Here is a 17,859-nt window from a genome sequence, read left to right on the forward strand (position 1 = left end):
CCTAGATGGTGTTTCGATGCAACTGGATAGTTTAGCCAATGATGAATTTACAATTTGGCAATTGGCATGTTATCAAGCTGGACGAGTTGCCTGTATTAAAGCAGAGCTTAAATCTATTGCTTGGCGAATGAAACACAAGCGTCAAGAATATGCTCAAAACGAGTCATTTATTTTTGATTTTATCAACGAGCTTGATTTACCTATTGTGGTGCTCGATCATCATTGTCAGGTTTATCATTACAACACCGCAGCTGGACGATTTTATCAAGGTGTTCATATTACTGGGTTTAATACTGCACAGCTTGCGCTTGAAAAGGCAAATGGGCGCTGGCAAACGATATCAGAGAACACGCGTTTCAAAGTGGTTGAACATGCGCTACTCAGGGGGAAAAGGCAATATAAGTTGATGGTGTATGTGTCTATTGAGCAACAATTAAGAAAAAATGAACAGCAAGCATGGCAAAAGCTGGTACGGGTTTTAAACCATGAAGTGAGAAATTCGCTCACGCCAATTTATTCGATGGCACAGTCTCTAAAAGCACTGCCGGGTGACTCGAATAGTGACTTAAAACACACTATGTTGGGCGTGATTGAAAGGCGCGCGGAGCATTTACTTGGTTTCGTTGCTAGTTATTCAAAGTTATCTCAATTACCAGCGCCTACAAAGCATTTTATCGCGTCTACAGAGCTTCAGCAGCGCTTAAAGGCATTGTTTCCTAATGTACATATACAACAGAAACTTGGGCAAGAACTTGATCTGTATTGTGATTTAGAGCAGTTAGAGCAAGCGTTAATTAACCTAGTTAAAAATGCGGAACAGGCCAATGAGGTAACAGGGGCAACCAAAATTGAATTAGTGATCAGGCTCACTGAAGCATACAGTTGCATTGAAGTTATAGATAGAGGAGAGGGAGTGACTAATACAGATAATTTGTTTACGCCGTTTTACTCTACAAAAGAGCAGGGCAACGGCATTGGCTTGGTACTCAGCCGAGAAATTATTCGTGCGCAAGGTGGGGAGTTAACGTTAACGAGTAGAGTTGATAATCATGGCGCTGTCGCAAAAATTGAGCTACCAAATATGATTAAATAGCCAGTTTTTTAAAAAGAGTTGTAAAGGCGGTTTTTTATTCTACTTGAAATGTATTTTCTGAGAAATTTATAAGAATATAATAATCAAAATTTATTAATAATATTGGTTTATTTACTAGGTATAACTAGACGGTTAAACTTCTTTTAATTTAATAAAATGGAATTATAACAGAGTGTATAAAAATAAAGCTTCTCTAACATTGGTTGCTGCGGCAATTTTATCTAGCCAAGTCAGCGCGCAAGAACTTACGATAAATAATGGCTTTGATGTTGATGTTTTGAATGAAGGTCAAGTGCTTAATCAAGTCAGTGGCTGGAATGCAATAAATTCGGCTGGCATAGTGAACCCAGAAATAACCCAGTTTACAAATGAAGCTGGCATAGAAAACGTTGGATTTGCCAATCAGGGCGGGATACTAACGTAAGATTTGGGTGTCCCACTTCGCGCAAGTCATGAGTACACAATCAGCTTTGCGGTTGGACAAAGCCATCAAATTAATTTTGGCAGCTACGCAGTGGGTTTACGAGTTGATGGTAGCTACATTCCAGTGTCTATTTCGGGGAGCCCTGCTCAAGGCACATTTACCAATGTAACGGGCAGTTTTACCCCTGATATATCACATCAAGCATTGATAGCATCTGGGGCAAGCGTCCAGATAGAGCTTTCAAATATGAGTTCATCCTCTTCAGCTGTTTATTTTGATAATGTGTCAGTAACACAAAGCGCAGTCTTAACCGATTATCCGTATATCAATGATGGTAATACTGAAATCAGAGGCGCATTACGATTAAAGCCAATGGGTGTTGCGCCTGTAGAGTGTCTACAAAGCCACGAAGGCGTGATGTATTACTCAGCTGACCTGCATCAAATTTTGATATGTGATGGCGTCAAGTGGCAAGAATTTAAAGGCGAGCAGGGTGAGCAAGGTATTCAAGGAGTACAGGGGCTTACAGGTCCGCAAGGCGAACCAGGCATCCCTGGCATTGACGGTCAAATTGGCCCTCAAGGCTTACAGGGATTACAAGGTATCCAAGGACCACAGGGTATTACTGGACCACAGGGGCTAAAAGGGGAGGCTGGCACAACTCACTGGACCGATGGCAGTAACACAGTGACTACAACGGTGAGTGTTGGTGTGGGTACTACAAGTCCGAGTGCGGCGTTAGAAGTTGTAGGCAATGCGATTGCAGATACACCAACGCAAAATAATCACTTGGTAACCAAAGAGTATGCGGATTCAAGAGACACCATTACGCGCAATGAGTTACAAAATCAGATTAACAGCTTAGTTGCACTAGTAAACCAACAAAGGGCTGAACTGGATGTGATTAATAGAAAAGTACTTGGTCAAGATGGCACGACCTGTAAGGCAATTTTAGCGAATAATCCGAGTTCTACATCTGGTGTATATGTTATTGACCCGGACGGTCAGGATGTGGGCACTGACCCTTTTGAAGCGTATTGTGACATGGAAACTGACGGCGGCGGTTGGACACTCGTTGGCACGTATTCAAAGTCAACTCCTGGTGGAAAAGCATATTTAACACAATATGCAAACTCACCTGATACTACACCTAACAATCCGAGTTTAACTGGTATATATAAAGGGGATGTCTCTGAGTTTAGTGCGGTAAGAGAGCAGTCTGGTTGCTCATCTTCTGGATGTAATAGTGTTTATGCGATTGATTTAAACGGTGGTGACGTTGAGACTATTCGTCGATCTTGGGCATATGAAGAGCAGCAGGCACAATACACGAGCGGACAATTGATCCCAAGCTGCTCAACTTCTATAACAAATTATGATCCTAAACATGAATCATGTGTTACCAGTGCAAGCTATAAAAACGCAACTGTGGTTGGTTGGCAACGCAATGTACATAACACAGCATGTTGGGTTGCACTGGGTACTGCGAGCGGCGGTACAGGTTCGGGTCAATGTAATGGCTCTAACTCCAATGGCACCCGTTGGGCATTATTATGGTTTAGATAATTTAAACTAGCGGATTGAGCTCAATAAATGGGGCACTGTTATGCCCCATTTATTATGTGAATAACATGAAAGGCGAGACTATTCATTATTGAATTATCTTTTTCCTGAAATACTTTTTCATGTGTGTCTTTATGTGGTATCAGAGCCAGCGTGTTTTTAACTTAATAGATAGGTAACATCGCGATTTAAGAAATAACGAGAGGTTGTCAACAAGACAGTTTCTCGTTATACATGATTACGATAAATCCACTCACTAATTACGTTTTTAAATTTATTCAATTCAAATGAGTCGCTTATCGTCTACAGCGTTGGCGTTGCTTCTATAAATGCTTTAAGTTTGGTGGCGATGTCACTTAATCCGTCATTAATCGCTTTTACCTCAGCATGTTTAATGGTTTCATAGAAGCTTAAATCGCTTGCATTGCGATTGGCTGTATATCGCTTTGTAGATGTGATTGTAAATGGCACAACGCCTGTTCTGGTATCTATTAGGACTGCCTCTGTGGTGCAAGATGCGCGTGTACGGTCTTTTTCAAATACGTTCCATTGTTTGAAATTATCACAGCTACTTTTGTACACTAAAATAAGGTCCGCTTGGTAACGTGCCGCTGCTTCTCTCAAAAATGGCACTGTTTTTTGTTCTGGTAATAAGAGGGTGGGCATAAATGACGCATCGTAGACTCTGTGAGAGCTTTCGAGTCTACCAATAAAATGGACCACCAAATCACTGTTTATTTGAACGAAATTACTTTTTGATGAGTTATCTTTACGCGTTAAGTTAACGATTGCGATACGATTGACCTTTGCAAAAGAAATAGTGTGTGCAAGTGCGCGTTCGATTTCTTCATCATTCATAACCGGTGTGTCACTTGAAAATAGGCTGCTGCTCGGTTGTGGCGTATTGGTTTTCACTTGATAGTCGGTAGGCCTGTGATTTGAACTCGTAGTGCACCCTGATAACAGCAGTGTGCCCAAAAAAGCGGCTAAATATTTCATTTTGTTCCAAAGATTATAGTTATTCTAAATAGTATGCTTTGTACAAGATTAATAATATATTAATCAATTAGCTATTTATTGGTGAATTAGGAGGCTTTATGGTCATTTTTCATCGTGAAAAATTGAAGGGCCCTAATCATTGCATCATAGGGCTTTGATTATTTCAGTTTTCATCAAGAGCGATTGTATTGCCTGATTGATTATCCGAGGATTTTGTTGAGCACCTTGGTGTGTTTATCAAATAAAAAGTGTTTGAGTGCACCTAAAATATGTGCGCCTAGAACAAGGTAGATTAAATAGGGTAATAAATACTTGTGTATCACCCCCCAAATAACCACACCACGCTCACTAGATTGCCAAAGAGGTTGTAGTTCCCAGCCAAACAGGTAGGTGGGTGCCCCAAAATAACTGGTCATGATGAATCCAGAGATAGGAATAGCGAGCAATAAGAAATACAGCACAGCATGAACAGCAGTTGAAAGAAAACGTTCGAAGGTGCTTAGCCCTGGTGCTGGTTTTGGCTGGTGGCTGTAAAGCTTCCATGCAAGTCGAATAATGACCAATATAAAAATCAATACACCTATGGTTTTGTGCACGACATAATACTCAATGCGGTAGGGGGTTCCTTCAGGGATCATGGTCGAAAAAATACCCAGAGGTATCATCAAAATAAATAAAAATGCTGTTGTCCAGTGCAGTACTCTTGCAACTAGCCCATATTTGACGTCGTCATTTGTATTGTTTAAAGGCAAAGGTGTACAGGAGCGGCTTTGTTTGAAGGCGATACAAAGCAAGCCAATGCCAGCAATAAGTGCGAAGGTGCACTGGAGCCATAAAAGCGTCGGTTTGAAGGCATCTAGCGGCGTATCATAGGGTTTGGGGTTGCTAAGAAAGCCAGTATTGATAATAAATAAGAAAAACCAGCATGCCATAGCCAAACAACCCGTAGAAGCGAGTAAAGTGCCAAAGACCCTAATTTTTGGCAGACGGTGATTGATAAACCACGCGGTAAAGAGTGAACTAAGTATGATTGTCAGTGAAATGATACTTTCGCCATGGCCAGGTAGACGTTCCGATAAATCTTGAATCGCTTCGCCAAATATCATAGATAACAGCGCGATGACTGATATAACACTCGATACAATTATCAATAAGATCATGGTGTTCCTTAAAACTTCTGGTTTGCATCGGAGTAAATGGTTCGACTCGATAATTTTACTGAAATACAATGGCCAGAATTGTAGATAGTCTATAAGGTTGATGCTGACTTTGACCGGGCAGCATCAGCTATTACTGGAGCAAAGTGATGATAATTATCACTGTGTACCGGTAAATCTTAATTCGGACAAAATATATCTGAATTAAGATTGTAAGTAAATAGGAGCATTAATGAAGATTGGAAAAGGGGTAGAGTGGGTTGCGCATGCTTGCGCTATTTTGGCGCTATTGCCACCTAAACGTGCATTGTCAAAAGAGTCTCTTGCAGAGTTTTTAGGTGTGCCTGCACCTTATTTAGCTAAACAGTTACAGGCGCTTAGCCGTGCAGGTATTGTACTGACTCACCGAGGTGCTAAAGGGGGATACCGCTTGGCAAAAAGTGCGGACTTGATCTCACTTTGGGACATCACTGCGTCAGTTGAAGGGACAGCCCCGAGTTTTCGATGTACAGAAGTAAGGCAAAATGGACCTTGTGGCGCTTCAGAAAAAGAGTGCGTAGGCCCATGCCACATTGCTTCTGCTTTTGCTCGAGCAGAGGCCCAGTACAGGCATTCCCTAGGAAAAGTGCTGCTAACTGATCTTGTTGCAGCGGGGGCAAACGAAGCCACAAATAGTCGTAAACAAGGTATTAGTGTGTGGCTTGAGCAACATGCCACAGACGTGGCGTAGAGTATGATATACATTGTGTAGTCTGTATGTTGATTAGACTACACAATGTAAAGTTTTATTGTGCGTTGATAAAATGAATTGCCAGTTATTTATTGAGTGCGATAATCTTTTCTGCATGCTTTTTGGCACCAAATGGAAAAGAAGCTATTGATATTAGCGTTTTAAACAACATTAACGCGATCCCTGCGATAAATATATTGATTGGCAAAGCGATTAAAAGTGGCGTTGTTTCATAACCAAACCTCATCATTTTTGCAATTGACGATGAGTTATCATGGATGAGTTGGTCGAGGTAGTGACCAAGCATAAAACAAACCAAGCTTAAGATGAAAGAAAGTAACGGAATAAAAACTGCCTTAAGAGGTAAATGTTTGACTTTAATATGCTTAGATATGAGGAAGAACCAAAGTATCGAAGCTAAACTGCCAACAAAGAATATCACGCAGAAACCACCGCTTATTATCATGGAAAAAAGCCATACTTGTTTAGACATTCCCAATAAACTCTCTGTATTGGGTTTGTAGTTATCAATACCCAAATACACATAAATTGATAAATAAATAATGATAAAAACAGCGATAAGCGGTAAATGTTTTACAACTTCTATTCGCTCTTTTCGTTTTATTTTTTCGTATTTCTTGTTTCTTTCAGTCAGTTTTTCTAATGGGTCCACTTTTTAATTCTCATTCGTTCTTTGGTCAAGTATTGCCCAGCTGTGCTTTTGTCTATTTATCACGTTGAAAGCTTGCAGTGAAAGTACCAATACTATTTTTTACCTTATTGTTTATCTTGTTATTTGTCATTTTTATTGAGTATACCGTGTAGACAGTGTTTTGTGATCAGGCTTTTATCTTACATTGGAGCAAAGCAAAGTGATTAAGCCTACATAGTACTTATTTTTACGTGCACTTTTTAGTTTTTTGGTGACATGTAGCAAGAATCTTAAGTGCTAGTGTTAAAAAGTTGAGATTTAAGCACCAAAACACATTACTGCTGAAAAGCAGGTTAATCGCTTAGGGCGAAAAAGTAAAAGGCTCTCTTGAATAAAATCCTCTAGATTAGTCAATAGTCTTACGACATTGAATAACTATTTTATTCCATGAGTGGTTGAAATGTGCAAGAACTACGGTTTTTTTGTGATTGATATATTAATAAAGAAGAGGGGTTTTTGTTTAGGACTCACTTGACTCAGGTGTATCTGCTTTCTGTTCTAGAGATTATGACTATGGGTGCCGGAAGGTGATCAATGGCGTTTATTTTTTATGGCATAAGAGCCAAGCAATGATGCTGATATATTGCTGGCCCATAATAAATACTTGTTCAGTGGTTTTTATTTTACATAGAATTTTTTATGTTTAAATTAACAAGCAACCCACATAATACCTAGTTTATTTTGAACTGCGTGTTTTAACCCATTTCTAAAAGTAACAAAATCAGCACATAACTCGGATAGTTCAATGTCACAGGGTGTATGTTCAGGGTAGTTTACTGAAAACCACTCACAGTAACTTGATTTTATTTTTGAGTCGGTTAATTGATTCACTATTTTTAATAAGTCTGGGATCATTTCACTTTTAAATGCGAAGTTTTCATTCATGTTATCCATGTTAATGGCACTGTGGGTATCAGTAGATAACCATGTTTGAAATATGGTTCCAGCCCCTAATATGAAATCAGTTGTGCCATTGAGTATAAAGTGAAAAGCTGGAACGCTTTTGTGGTTTATATCTGGGTTAAATGTCTCTACAGGCTAAGTTGGGAAGTCAATGTTTTTGTGAGTCAGGTTTAACGCCTTAAAAATTAACCTTTTCAGCTTTTGGGTGGTTTTTCGGCAAACTAACTCACCATCCATATACTCGAAAATTTCGTCTTCATTTTGTTTTAGATAATCAATGTGATGGTCAGGGAGCGAGAAAATTGTAAAATAAGATGCCATAAGTTTTTAATTTTATATTTTGCTTAAGTCTATTGTATATGAGGGGGTTTATAAATCGTATTAGATTAATGTGATCTTTTACAAATAAGAGTGTTAAAGAGGTTTGACTATTTTTCGTGCTGATTTTTAAGCGAGTTTAGAAATAAATACACCAATCATTTTTAAAGGTTTCAACTAATTTAAAAGTACAAGTTTATAAAAGACTAGACAAATAACATCCAAAAACCAAGAGCGCGTTATAAATCGTACAGACCAACATACTACTAATAGTTTTACATTGGCCTCATATTTGAAAGTTTTACAAAGTCACTTTAAAAGGTTGTAATATATGGACTTTAAAGAGCCTAATTACAACTCACAATGCGTCGATTTACGCTTTTCCATCATCACTTTGATCGCCTGATTTAAATTTTCTTTTTTAATATACCGTTTAGGTAATGGTTTTATTTTGTATACAAAGTCACCGACAGACCAATCAATAGCTTCATTTTTAAACTGTGGGCTAATAACGGCAATATTAAGCTTAGGATCAAGCTTTTTAAGCGCATCGACCGTACCGAGGTGGTAGTTACTATGGAAAGCACCATTAAAGTGAATGACTTGACCATTTTTAGATTGCTTTAGCGCGTTAAAGATTGATTCTGCCATGGTGTTATCACGCGCAAGCTGAGCATAAAAGCTATTACTCATTTTGACGGGCCCTGATTTGGCCGTTTTTGAGCCGTGATGACCCATAGCAGTTTTAAATTTTTCTTGATATGCAGTCGAACTAGACGTGATATCCTGCGCAACCCATTTTTTTTGCGGGGCTTTAAATTGCTGAATATATTCAGGCCCTTTTCGAGCAACACAGCGCACAATACTCAGGGGCGTATTTGCTGCAATAGCACGTAGTTTGTTTTCACGTGCGAATTCTACTAAAGGGCGATAGTCACTTTGATAGTTGTCCCAAGCATCAGCTTGTTTTATCAATGTTTGTTCACCAATTTCATTGTTCAAATATTGATTCAATATAGTTTGTTTATCGCGTGCAAATTGCTCAAAGCTCAGTATCAAATTCGGGTTTTGTCTGAATATTAGAGGGAGTAAATTTGCTTGTAAACGGTGAGAGGCACTGTGGGTGTGGTATTCGCCTATAAATATTACGTCAACGCTATTTAATTTTACAGCTAGCTGTTCAGCTGTGATAGGTTGCTCATCACTTGCACTGAACAAGGTATAATCATTTAGCATGGTCGTGCGCTTGGGCGACGGCATATCTTGTTGTGTCGTCACACACCCCTGAGCCAATACTATAGAGGTTGATAGCATCACTGTTGCTTTAAAACGCCTGATTATTTTCATTAAAATTCCGTGGAACTCACTAGTTTGAATTGAACAATTATTAGTTGTAATGATAACTGTTCTCATTAGTGGTGTCGAGTTCGGTTTAATGTGTTGTATTGGCACTATTTCTTTATAAAACAGTAGTCCGCGTGAAACTCAAGGCAGGCTTTAAGTTGATAAATTCACTTTTTAAGTTTTTTGGCCTTTCAAATGGTTTAGAAAAACACCATATCATCATTGTCATTACTTAGATCTTTTTCTGAAGTGATGGCTGCTAAATCATCAACTAACTCATTAACTAGGGCGAGGCTTTTATCATCGTGTCTATCGGCTAAGTGCTCTTTTATTTCCTGAATTATTGAGTCCATGTGTTGTAGTTTTGCAATTTCATTAAGCCTAATATCGATTGCTTCGACAACATAGTGAAAAATATCTATTAATGATCCTTTATTATAACTGTCAGTTGGCATATTTTTGACAATCAATTCAGCCTGATGATATTTAAAAAAAGTAGATTGCCCAAAAGACTGAACGTTGGCACTGTTGGCCTCTAAGTCATTGAATAGTTCAAGTTCCATATCACATATGGCTTCATCATTATTCTTAAAATGATACTCTGTACCATCTGTGAGTGTTAACCTGGCGATGTAATCAAGCTCCCAGCTCTGCATTAGTGAAGATAGGTAACCAGAAAATTTGTTGATGTCGTTGAGGTTTAAACATTGGCGATAGAAGTGAATAAGTGCATTGTGATCAAGCTGGGTTCTAAACGTTCTGTCTGTTTGTATTTGAGAATCTTTCTTTGCGCGCTTTAAAGCGCGCAATCGCTTAGCTTGATAATCTAGCAAGCTGTCCAGTTTAATTTTTAAAACTTCTTTGCCAATATCTTTTTGTATGTAATTTTCTGCTCCAGCTTCAAATGCTCGTAGTCGCCACTCTAAATCTGTTTCGCCACTTAAAAATACGGTTATCGTCTCTTCTTTTTTAGGCGTGTTAATACGTCGACAAAACTCGATACTATCCCCATCTGGTAAATAAAGATCCAGAAGATAAATATCAAACTGTTGGTTATCTAAAGCTTTATTTGCCGCTTCTAAATTGTGACACCAAGTAAACTCGGCTCTATCTCCACCTAGTAGCTGGACTAAGTTAGCGTAAATCTGGTTGTCTTCGACTAATAGCACAGAGAATTTTTTCATCGTTTGCAACTTGTGATCAGATTAAATGAAATCTTGTTTAATAAGTATGAGCAGCAATACCGCAAAAGCAATGGTTGTACCTGACATGTCTAACAGTAACGTTAAAGAGTAGAGCTGAAATTACATTTTTTTAAATTTGTAATTATTTTTGTAACATTTATTCGATGTGTACGGTCTGCATCTTAGCGCAAATGAAAATAAGGAAAATAAGTATGTTTGAGCTAGTAACTGATGTGATTAGAAATTTCTATATTTTGAGTTTAGTTTTAGGGTGTATTGTCTGCCTGTTGCTCTTTTTATCCAAAACTAAAACGCTCGCTTGTAGCCTCATAAGCATTTGGATTTTGTTGTTTGTGACAGAGCTAACCCAAGTTGCCTTTGTTATGACGGACATAATGGCATACACCAGTTTCATATCATTTGATGCTTTCTATGGACTGGTATTTTATTTTTATGTTCGTTTTCATGTAGAGGCGAAAAAAGTCTCTTTTGAAGATGTATTTCATGCGCTGCCTATTTGTGCAAGTTACTTGTTCAGTATGACTTGGGAATTTTGTTTTGGTGTTGTGTGCGCCTTGTCATATGCGATTTATATCGTTTATTACTTAAATCAGCATCAGCCAACCCTTAAAATTGAGGTAACCAATCAACAATACGACAATTACGCTTGGCTTGTCGTTATGGCTAGGTTCCAGCTTGTATGCTGGTGCTTAGTTCTTTTACTTTTGTCTGTAAACGATATTTTTTCTGTGCCTGTAAGTAAATTAATTGCGTTGGCTAGCTATGTACCTATGAGCTTTTGGTTATTTTATTTGTCCTACTTTAATCAAATTAAACCGCTTTACGTACAAGGTAATGCATCTGAGCTTAGTGATAGTCTTCGTACACATAAGCATCAATGCAAGTCCTATGAGCACATAATTCGTCAACTTAATAATTCAATGCGTAATGATAAGTTATTTTTAAACCCTCAATTAAGTATTTCAGAACTAGCTAAACATATTGATTCAACAACCGCTGAAGTATCATGCACACTAAACACGCATTTAAATATGAACTTTTACGACTTTGTGAATCGTTATCGTGTTGATGAAGCAAAGCTTTTATTGTGTAAAACATCGCATAAAATACTCGCAGTGGCTTTTGACGCTGGCTTCAATAGCAAATCTACGTTTAATAAGTTATTTAAATCTTATACAGGCTTAACTCCAAGCCAATTTAGAAAAGAAGCGTGTGGCTTATTTCATGATGACTCACAACGCGCTGTTAAATCTCTCACTCATTTATTGGTTGAATGAGTGTGCTTATCAAAAAAAGCCATCTATTAGATGGCTTTAACCGAAGAATGATGGGAGATAGTGTTTACTACTGGTTAGAGAAGAAGTTACTGCCTGCTCGGTAGTCATGTATACCTGTTGTTGAGCGTTTGAAGCCTCCTGCGACGGTAGATGCTTCTCCATTTGCTTCATTAAAGCGCCCGCCAAGTACAACCGCAGCTGGGCTGCCTGATTTATTGTCACTTCCGCCTACAACCACAGCATAAGGCGCGCTGATAGTTGTCTGGTTAAATTGACCGCCACTGATAGAAGAGGCGATACCAAAGGCTGAGTTGTGACGACCGCCCACGACACTTGCAAGTTGCGCGTAAACTCGGTTTGTTTCACCACCTGAAATACTTCCCCAAGTTGCATCTGCGTATATTGTATTGTTAGTGCCACCAAAAATACTGGCATGGTTCGCTTCAATAGTGTGGTTGCTACCTGACATGATGGCAGAGCCATAACCACTGATTTGATTGCCAGAGCCAGCAATAACCGCGGATTGACCAGTCACTGTATTATTGCGCCCAGTAATTAATGTGCCTGTTGATTGATAGCTATGACCATCACCTAAAATGACATTGTGCGAGCCTCTACGGTCAAGTTCAGGCGTTTGGCTACCATATTTGAGTGTGTTGTATCCTAAAATTAAGTTTCCGACTCCATTGGCTGCGCTGACATTATTTTTCTTGTGTGTATAACCTGTACCATTTGCGATATGTAGGTTACAGCCATTGATCACCAGTGTGTTATCAACTTTAGTCATGCATTGTAAAATCGCGCGTAATGCATGGTCACTGTTTATTGGGTCGTTACCGTGGTCGTGTGAACTTGCAAAGGAGGTAGTGCTGATAAGTGCAAGGCTTACTAGGGTAAATGATTTCTTTAAATTTAACATGTTGTTACTCCAAAAATGGTTTGTTTTAGGTTATTTATCAGAGAAAAAGTAGCCAGCTTGATAGTCATCTTTACCGCCGATGGTCCGACTAAGGCCGCCACCGATACTGGAAGTAAACCCATTTGCACGATTGAATTCACCACCTAATACGGCGCTGAGTTCACCATTGGCTTCATTGTTACGACCACCGGTGATGCTTGAAAGCGGACCTTCTGTGAAGTTGTTTTGACCGCCTAAAATCATCGAGCTCTGACCTTTTGCAACGTTGTTTTCACCGCCATAAATCGAAGCAAAAAAGTTTTTAGCTGTGTTGCCTTTGCCACCTGCAATTAAAGCGAAGTTATGAAACGGCAAGGTGTTATTTTGTTGTCCACCTAAAATCACAGAGAAAGCCGCTTCAGCTGTATTTGACTCACCGCCCCATATTACGCTGTTAAATCCTGAGACTTGATTATTTACACCAGCCACGGAGGTTGAATTTGCAAAAGCTGAATTGCTGTCACCAGCGATGATGCTGCCAATTGAAGAGAATTGATGTCCATCTCCAATCACTAAGTTATGCGACCCTGTGGCTGTGTGTTGAGAAGCAGTTGTTTGTCTGTTGTATCCAACAATGACATTACCCTTACCATTTTTAACCTCGTTACCGTGAGAGCCATTAACAACTTGCACGTCACACCCTCTCACAATCAATGTGTTGTCTACACGCTCTAAGCAAGAAAGAATGTCAATTAAAGCAGTTTGTTCTTGTTCAGTGAGTGTTGTTGCTTGTGCGTTTATAGAGGCGGCTGAAAGTGCAACAACAGCAAATTTAGATAATAGTTTCATGTTCGTTATCCTTTAATTTTGTCTTAATTAGTTTTGTTGGTTTAAAGCGTCCGCTCTATATGGGTCTTGTGAGTTGAAAGTACCCGCTCGGAATTCGTGGTCATTGGTTGTTTGTCTGTCTGCACCACCTGCGATGGTGGAACGGAATCCTTTTGCGGTGTTATTTTGTCCGCCCAAGATGGTGGCAGCTTCTCGCGCTGCGGTGTTGTTACGACCACCGGCAATAACTGTCTGTTGTACTGTGGCTGTATTGTTTTGACCGCCTAGAATATTGACTTGTAGTGCTTTAACTACTTTGTTGTTTACGCCACCAGCAATTGTGCTGTATTGACCATCTAAATCATTACTTTGACCTCCTAAAATGACCATTGCATGGGAGAATTGGTCTGAAATGGTGTTGTTATTGCCCCCTAAAATGCCGCTTAAAAACGCTTTGTTTGTATTGCCTAGTCCGCCAGCAATGGTACCTCTGTCTGCATTTGCACCCTCTACCAAGCCACTAGAGCCTGTAACGAAACTAGAAGGGGCATGTACGGTATTTTTGGTGCCTGCAATCAAAGAGCCTGAACGGGTGTAAGTATGTCCGTGGCCAATGATTAAATTATGCGAGCCAGATTTAGAGGCAGGCGGCTCCGTACTGATATCGTTATAGCCAATAATTAGGTTACCAGTACCGTTGTTAGACTGTGTATCACTGAGTCCATTAGTAATTTGTAGGTTACAGCCATGGATGTGAATCGTGTCATTAGATTGAGACATACAACCTAAGATGCTCGATAATTTAGCACGCTGATCAGCGCCCAAATGATGGGCACTTGCTGATATTGATATGCAGGTTAGCCCAGTTAGTATGGCGAGTTTTTTAAATGTGTTCATATTAATTGCTCCAATTTAATATTGTTCTCACCTTGCGTATCCCTCATGTGTAGATAGCTTGATGAAGTGTTTCGTGCTTGTTGCTAAGCACTGGAGCCACTTTACCCAGTGTGTACTTGCTAAGCGTCTCAGTAATTCTAAATAGACTCTTTTTACATAGGAGGATTTTAATTTGTTGAATATATTGAATTTATTTTAATTTTTGGAGGGTGCATATAAATGTAGACCTGAAAAGTAGCCGTTTTTAGTCCTTTTTAAGCTGGTATTTCAGTTGGTTTTTTGTTTAAAGTAGAAATGAGTATAAAAAAGGAGACAATATGGTTATATCTGATGTTAAATATGTAATGTTGGGATGCCTAGTTTCATCTGGCGCATTGGCAGCCCCTGTATTTTCGGACTTTAGTGATAAGATAGACATACCAAATGTGCAACCTGTCACAATTGAAAATCAAACACAAAAACAATTCACTTCTTATCTCGTTGACATTAAGAATCAACAACACAATACATCAATTGGTGCGGCGTATTCCGCCCTCACGCCAGACGAACAAATCAAATATAAATATAAAAAAGGTATTTTACGTGAGACGGTGAAGTTTGAATCTATGTATAAGTACATTTTTGATGTGAGAACTTCAACCAATAGAATTGAGAAACAAACACATTATGTATTTTGGGAGTAGGGTACAGTTTGGTGTAAAAAAGCGATTTGCTGTTAAGGCCAGTTAAGCAGCAAATCGCAAACAAGGTTAGATTAGTTTTACTTAATCACATCCTTTTTGAATTGGCGTCGTCCACACTCTCACGACAAAATCATTGTAGTCATTGTCGTTTTGATCTTCCCAGTACTGTTTGTCCCCATAAACAGTGTAGTTGGTTGTCAACTGGTTACTATTTCCGTTGATGGCGAGAACATAGTTGTAACTGCTGCCAACTAGCACATCATAGCTGCCTGAGCCGCCATATTCGTCAAGTAGTTTGACGTAGCTGCCGTTAACTTTGACACCCCAATCATTATTATATCCAGCGCTTTCACTAACAAATTGGTAGTTGATACGGGTATATTCATCAGGAATACACTGAGGGTCGTTCTCAAGCACGGTACCAGGTAATGAAGCTGTGCCTGTTACATTTTGATCCGCGGTTGCTTCTAGAGTAAATGTCTCGTCGCCTTCATAATCTTGGTCATCAGTCGTGTTGATGACTACGCTGCCTACTGTCTCACCACTAGGTATGGTGATGCTACTTTGGCTTAAGCTGACGTCCGAAGCACTAGTGGAACCATGCGTAATACTTAAATCAATGGACACATCTTGATAATAGTCATCACTTAATGTGATTTGATATTCAAGCTGAGCACCTTCAAAAGCGGAGTCTTTAATCGCTTCTAAGGTAAACGATGGAATAGGATCGGTTTCACATGTTGGCGTAGTATAACAAGCAACTTCACTATCGGTATTTGTTGCCAAATCATTTAAGCGTACCGGCACTGTTGCCAGTAGACACGTGTTACCAGATTGTGGGTTCATTTTGTAAAGCTTGGAGCGATTTACATGACCATAATCATTGATGAGTGTTCGACTAACAACGACTTCTCCAGCTTGGTTCAGTGTCGCGCCTGTAGCAGCAGTCAACGAATGATTTGCCAGCTTAGTGACTTCATATGTTGTTCTGTTGATTTGATAAACAGAGCGACTAGTAATTAAATAGAGGTTACCATCTTGGATAACCAAGTCGCCTCTGAATTTACCTTTTAATGAACCTAGAGCACCTAATTCAGTGGCAGCACCAGTCTCTTTGTTGATTTGATAAAGCTTTTTAAAGTCAGTACCAAGTAACGCGTTGCTATCAGGGTCAAAGACCATACTCAACACTTGTGTCGTTCTGTCGACCACGGTATGTGAGTTGGTATTGAAATCGTAATAAGCAAGGCGTAAATACTTAAATCGCTGGCCTTCAATAGGTAAGTGCGCCTTTTGTTCTTCAGTGAGTCCGACTAACCCACTTATATCTACTTTGTATTCGATGGGTCTGGGTGCTGAAATGTAATACATGCGCTTATCTTCACTATCATAAGCTAAAGCGGAAGCGCTAAATTCGGCAAGGGTTTGTGCATATGCACTATTATTCTGCTCATTTAAGCCAAATAAAATCCCCACATCGCCACGTCCTGCATTGATACCAAAGAGCTCGCCTTGGCAAGTGTTTGCAACACTGAGGGAGGGGAGTGACGCGGTTGCGAGGGTTAAAATGGTTAGTGATGTTTTTAGCATGGTAACAAACTCTGTTCAGTTTATCCTAAGCAAGCTAACACAACACAAAGTAATCACACATCTACATCCACTGTACGATGTGCATTCTTATTCCTTCGAGACAGACGCATCCATTATTATCTTTGCAATCTCATTGTATCATCCTCCCATATGAACAAAATTGCAACAATAAAATACAACTAATGGATTAAAAATTAGGGGTGATCAATTGTTTTTCTGAGATTCCAGATAGTTAGGGAGCAGTTCTTCAACAATTAATTTTGCAGGGAGTGTATAGCGAACGCCTTGGAACATGACAGAAGTGTGTTCCTCGATGCCTGTAATACCAGTTAGAGTCCAACCTTCCCCTTTTTCTGGACACAAAACTTTTGTAGTCGGGGGATAACCTTAAATTCGTCACTTTTTTCAGTCATATTTTTATCTTCACTGGACTTTAAAATAAGATGGGGTAGTTTATACCAAAATAATAAAAAATCGACCCATAAACCAGATGGAACTACGAACAAAAAGGCTAATATTGCGCCTCGTCTCCTATAGAGACTGCAGCGCATTGCTGGAAATTTTGAATGACCCTAAAGTGAGTCATTATAACGACTACGGCACTGACTTATCCTTACAAGATATTAAAGCCATGATCCAAGGTGATTTAGAGCTTTTTTATCAAGGGGTGGGGGTTCGTTTTGCGTTGTTAAATGAGGGGGCTTTGATTGGCTCCATAGGCTTATTTGATTATCAAGAATCAACGTCAGAAATATCAATTGGCTATGAGCTTGCCCCTGAGCAGTGGGGGAAAGGGTATATGCGCGAAGCGGCTAGTTACTTGGTTGAATCATTGCCGAGTATCTTACCTAAAGCACTGATTGGGCAGATTAATGCAAACGTCGATAAAGAGAATAAAAGAAGTATTAAGTTGCTTAAGCATTTGGGCTTTGAGCAAAAGCACAAGCACTATCGCTTATGCATTTGCCAAACCGATCCTAAAAGGCGTGTTTTATAAACCTTTTTTACTAAATAAAGTAACGCGACCAGAAACTAACGTCACTGTGATGTTTTTAGATTCATTGCCCCAAACACAATTGGTATGAAGTGTTTTTTCTTCACAAGAATCTGCTGAACCCAAAACCTGCTCAAGTTCGGCTTTTTCCATACCAACGGATATTTTTTCATAATTTTCAATACTTACCTTTGAGCAAGCTGTAAGTGAGATTAAAGCGGCAATTGCTAAAAGTTTTTTCATA

18 protein-coding genes and 1 pseudogene are annotated in these 17,859 nt (G+C 39.3%); 7 read left to right on the top strand and 12 right to left on the bottom strand.

Features of this window, described 5'->3' with window-relative positions; translation table 11 throughout:
• Positions 1 to 16: 16 nt before the first annotated feature.
• The 3 genes from JF50_RS13585 (at position 17) to JF50_RS26960 (ending at position 3,083) form a co-directional block, all read left to right on the top strand.
• Entirely contained in the window at positions 17 to 1,093 is a 1,077-nt protein-coding gene (locus JF50_RS13585; protein ID WP_160290477.1) for a sensor histidine kinase, read from the top strand.
• A gap of 172 nt (positions 1,094 to 1,265) precedes the next feature.
• On the top strand, positions 1,266 to 1,517 hold the full coding sequence (locus JF50_RS13590; protein ID WP_039609974.1) for a hypothetical protein: 252 nt from the start codon (positions 1,266 to 1,268) through the stop codon (positions 1,515 to 1,517).
• A 3-nt stretch (positions 1,518 to 1,520) separates the two neighbouring features.
• On the top strand, positions 1,521 to 3,083 hold the full coding sequence (locus JF50_RS26960) for a fibrinogen-like YCDxxxxGGGW domain-containing protein (protein ID WP_052262294.1): 1,563 nt from the start codon (positions 1,521 to 1,523) through the stop codon (positions 3,081 to 3,083).
• 300 nt (positions 3,084 to 3,383) lie between these two features.
• Here the strand turns inward: JF50_RS26960 and JF50_RS13600 are convergent, their stop codons facing one another.
• Positions 3,384 to 4,079 (bottom strand): hypothetical protein, encoded by a 696-nt coding sequence (locus JF50_RS13600; RefSeq protein ID WP_039609975.1) that lies wholly within the window; start codon positions 4,077 to 4,079, stop codon positions 3,384 to 3,386.
• A gap of 200 nt (positions 4,080 to 4,279) precedes the next feature.
• Positions 4,280 to 5,239 carry a cytochrome b gene (locus JF50_RS26100; protein WP_052262295.1) on the bottom strand — a complete coding sequence of 320 codons (960 nt, stop codon included), beginning with the start codon at positions 5,237 to 5,239 and terminating at the stop codon, positions 4,280 to 4,282.
• A gap of 229 nt (positions 5,240 to 5,468) precedes the next feature.
• Between JF50_RS26100 and JF50_RS13610 the strand changes: the two genes are divergently transcribed.
• Positions 5,469 to 5,966: an RrF2 family transcriptional regulator gene (locus JF50_RS13610; RefSeq protein ID WP_039609976.1), complete on the top strand. Its 498-nt coding sequence runs from the start codon at positions 5,469 to 5,471 to the stop codon at positions 5,964 to 5,966.
• Positions 5,967 to 6,051: 85 nt separating this feature from the next.
• Here the strand turns inward: JF50_RS13610 and JF50_RS13615 are convergent, their stop codons facing one another.
• The 4 genes from JF50_RS13615 to JF50_RS13635 all read right to left on the bottom strand — a co-directional run bounded on the left by JF50_RS13615 (position 6,052) and on the right by JF50_RS13635 (position 10,427).
• Positions 6,052 to 6,639, bottom strand: coding sequence for a hypothetical protein (locus JF50_RS13615; protein WP_039609977.1), 588 nt, complete (start codon positions 6,637 to 6,639; stop codon positions 6,052 to 6,054).
• 687 nt (positions 6,640 to 7,326) lie between these two features.
• Positions 7,327 to 7,572: a hypothetical protein gene (locus JF50_RS13620; protein WP_160290478.1), complete on the bottom strand. Its 246-nt coding sequence runs from the start codon at positions 7,570 to 7,572 to the stop codon at positions 7,327 to 7,329.
• A 678-nt stretch (positions 7,573 to 8,250) separates the two neighbouring features.
• Positions 8,251 to 9,246 carry a ChaN family lipoprotein gene (locus tag JF50_RS13630; protein ID WP_039609980.1) on the bottom strand — a complete coding sequence of 332 codons (996 nt, stop codon included), beginning with the start codon at positions 9,244 to 9,246 and terminating at the stop codon, positions 8,251 to 8,253.
• Positions 9,247 to 9,443: 197 nt separating this feature from the next.
• Positions 9,444 to 10,427: a response regulator gene (locus JF50_RS13635; protein ID WP_039609981.1), complete on the bottom strand. Its 984-nt coding sequence runs from the start codon at positions 10,425 to 10,427 to the stop codon at positions 9,444 to 9,446.
• Between the two features lie 212 nt (positions 10,428 to 10,639).
• Between JF50_RS13635 and JF50_RS26105 the strand changes: the two genes are divergently transcribed.
• Positions 10,640 to 11,725, top strand: a complete 1,086-nt coding sequence (locus tag JF50_RS26105) for a helix-turn-helix domain-containing protein (RefSeq protein ID WP_052262296.1) — start codon at positions 10,640 to 10,642, stop codon at positions 11,723 to 11,725.
• Positions 11,726 to 11,792: 67 nt separating this feature from the next.
• Here the strand turns inward: JF50_RS26105 and JF50_RS13645 are convergent, their stop codons facing one another.
• Genes JF50_RS13645 through JF50_RS13655 form a run of 3 tightly spaced genes read right to left on the bottom strand, consistent with a single transcriptional unit; the run spans position 11,793 to position 14,348 of the window.
• Positions 11,793 to 12,644: a hypothetical protein gene (locus tag JF50_RS13645; protein WP_039609982.1), complete on the bottom strand. Its 852-nt coding sequence runs from the start codon at positions 12,642 to 12,644 to the stop codon at positions 11,793 to 11,795.
• 30 nt (positions 12,645 to 12,674) lie between these two features.
• Positions 12,675 to 13,472: a hypothetical protein gene (locus JF50_RS13650; protein WP_039609983.1), complete on the bottom strand. Its 798-nt coding sequence runs from the start codon at positions 13,470 to 13,472 to the stop codon at positions 12,675 to 12,677.
• Between the two features lie 27 nt (positions 13,473 to 13,499).
• Positions 13,500 to 14,348: a hypothetical protein gene (locus JF50_RS13655; protein WP_039609984.1), complete on the bottom strand. Its 849-nt coding sequence runs from the start codon at positions 14,346 to 14,348 to the stop codon at positions 13,500 to 13,502.
• 317 nt (positions 14,349 to 14,665) lie between these two features.
• On the opposite strand from JF50_RS13655, the gene JF50_RS13660 reads away from it, so the two are divergent.
• A complete protein-coding gene (locus JF50_RS13660; RefSeq protein ID WP_039609985.1) occupies positions 14,666 to 15,031 on the top strand; it encodes a hypothetical protein in 366 nt (121 codons plus the stop codon).
• Positions 15,032 to 15,112: 81 nt separating this feature from the next.
• Here JF50_RS13660 and JF50_RS13665 read toward each other — a convergent pair whose 3' ends face one another.
• Both JF50_RS13665 and JF50_RS27550 read right to left on the bottom strand, forming a co-directional pair.
• Positions 15,113 to 16,621, bottom strand: coding sequence for a hemolysin (locus JF50_RS13665; protein WP_039609986.1), 1,509 nt, complete (start codon positions 16,619 to 16,621; stop codon positions 15,113 to 15,115).
• A gap of 204 nt (positions 16,622 to 16,825) precedes the next feature.
• Positions 16,826 to 17,034: pseudogene (locus JF50_RS27550) on the bottom strand (hypothetical protein).
• Between the two features lie 77 nt (positions 17,035 to 17,111).
• On the opposite strand from JF50_RS27550, the gene JF50_RS13670 reads away from it, so the two are divergent.
• Positions 17,112 to 17,618 carry a GNAT family N-acetyltransferase gene (locus tag JF50_RS13670; protein WP_039609987.1) on the top strand — a complete coding sequence of 169 codons (507 nt, stop codon included), beginning with the start codon at positions 17,112 to 17,114 and terminating at the stop codon, positions 17,616 to 17,618.
• Here JF50_RS13670 and JF50_RS13675 read toward each other — a convergent pair.
• Complete coding sequence (locus JF50_RS13675; protein WP_039609988.1) at positions 17,613 to 17,858, bottom strand: hypothetical protein; 246 nt, start codon at positions 17,856 to 17,858, stop codon at positions 17,613 to 17,615. The two genes, JF50_RS13670 and JF50_RS13675, sit on opposite strands and share 6 nt — an antisense overlap.
• Position 17,859: the final 1 nt, after the last annotated feature.

Source organism: Pseudoalteromonas luteoviolacea (assembly GCF_000814765.1).
In the GTDB taxonomy this organism is placed as follows: Bacteria; Pseudomonadota; Gammaproteobacteria; order Enterobacterales; family Alteromonadaceae; genus Pseudoalteromonas; species Pseudoalteromonas luteoviolacea_H.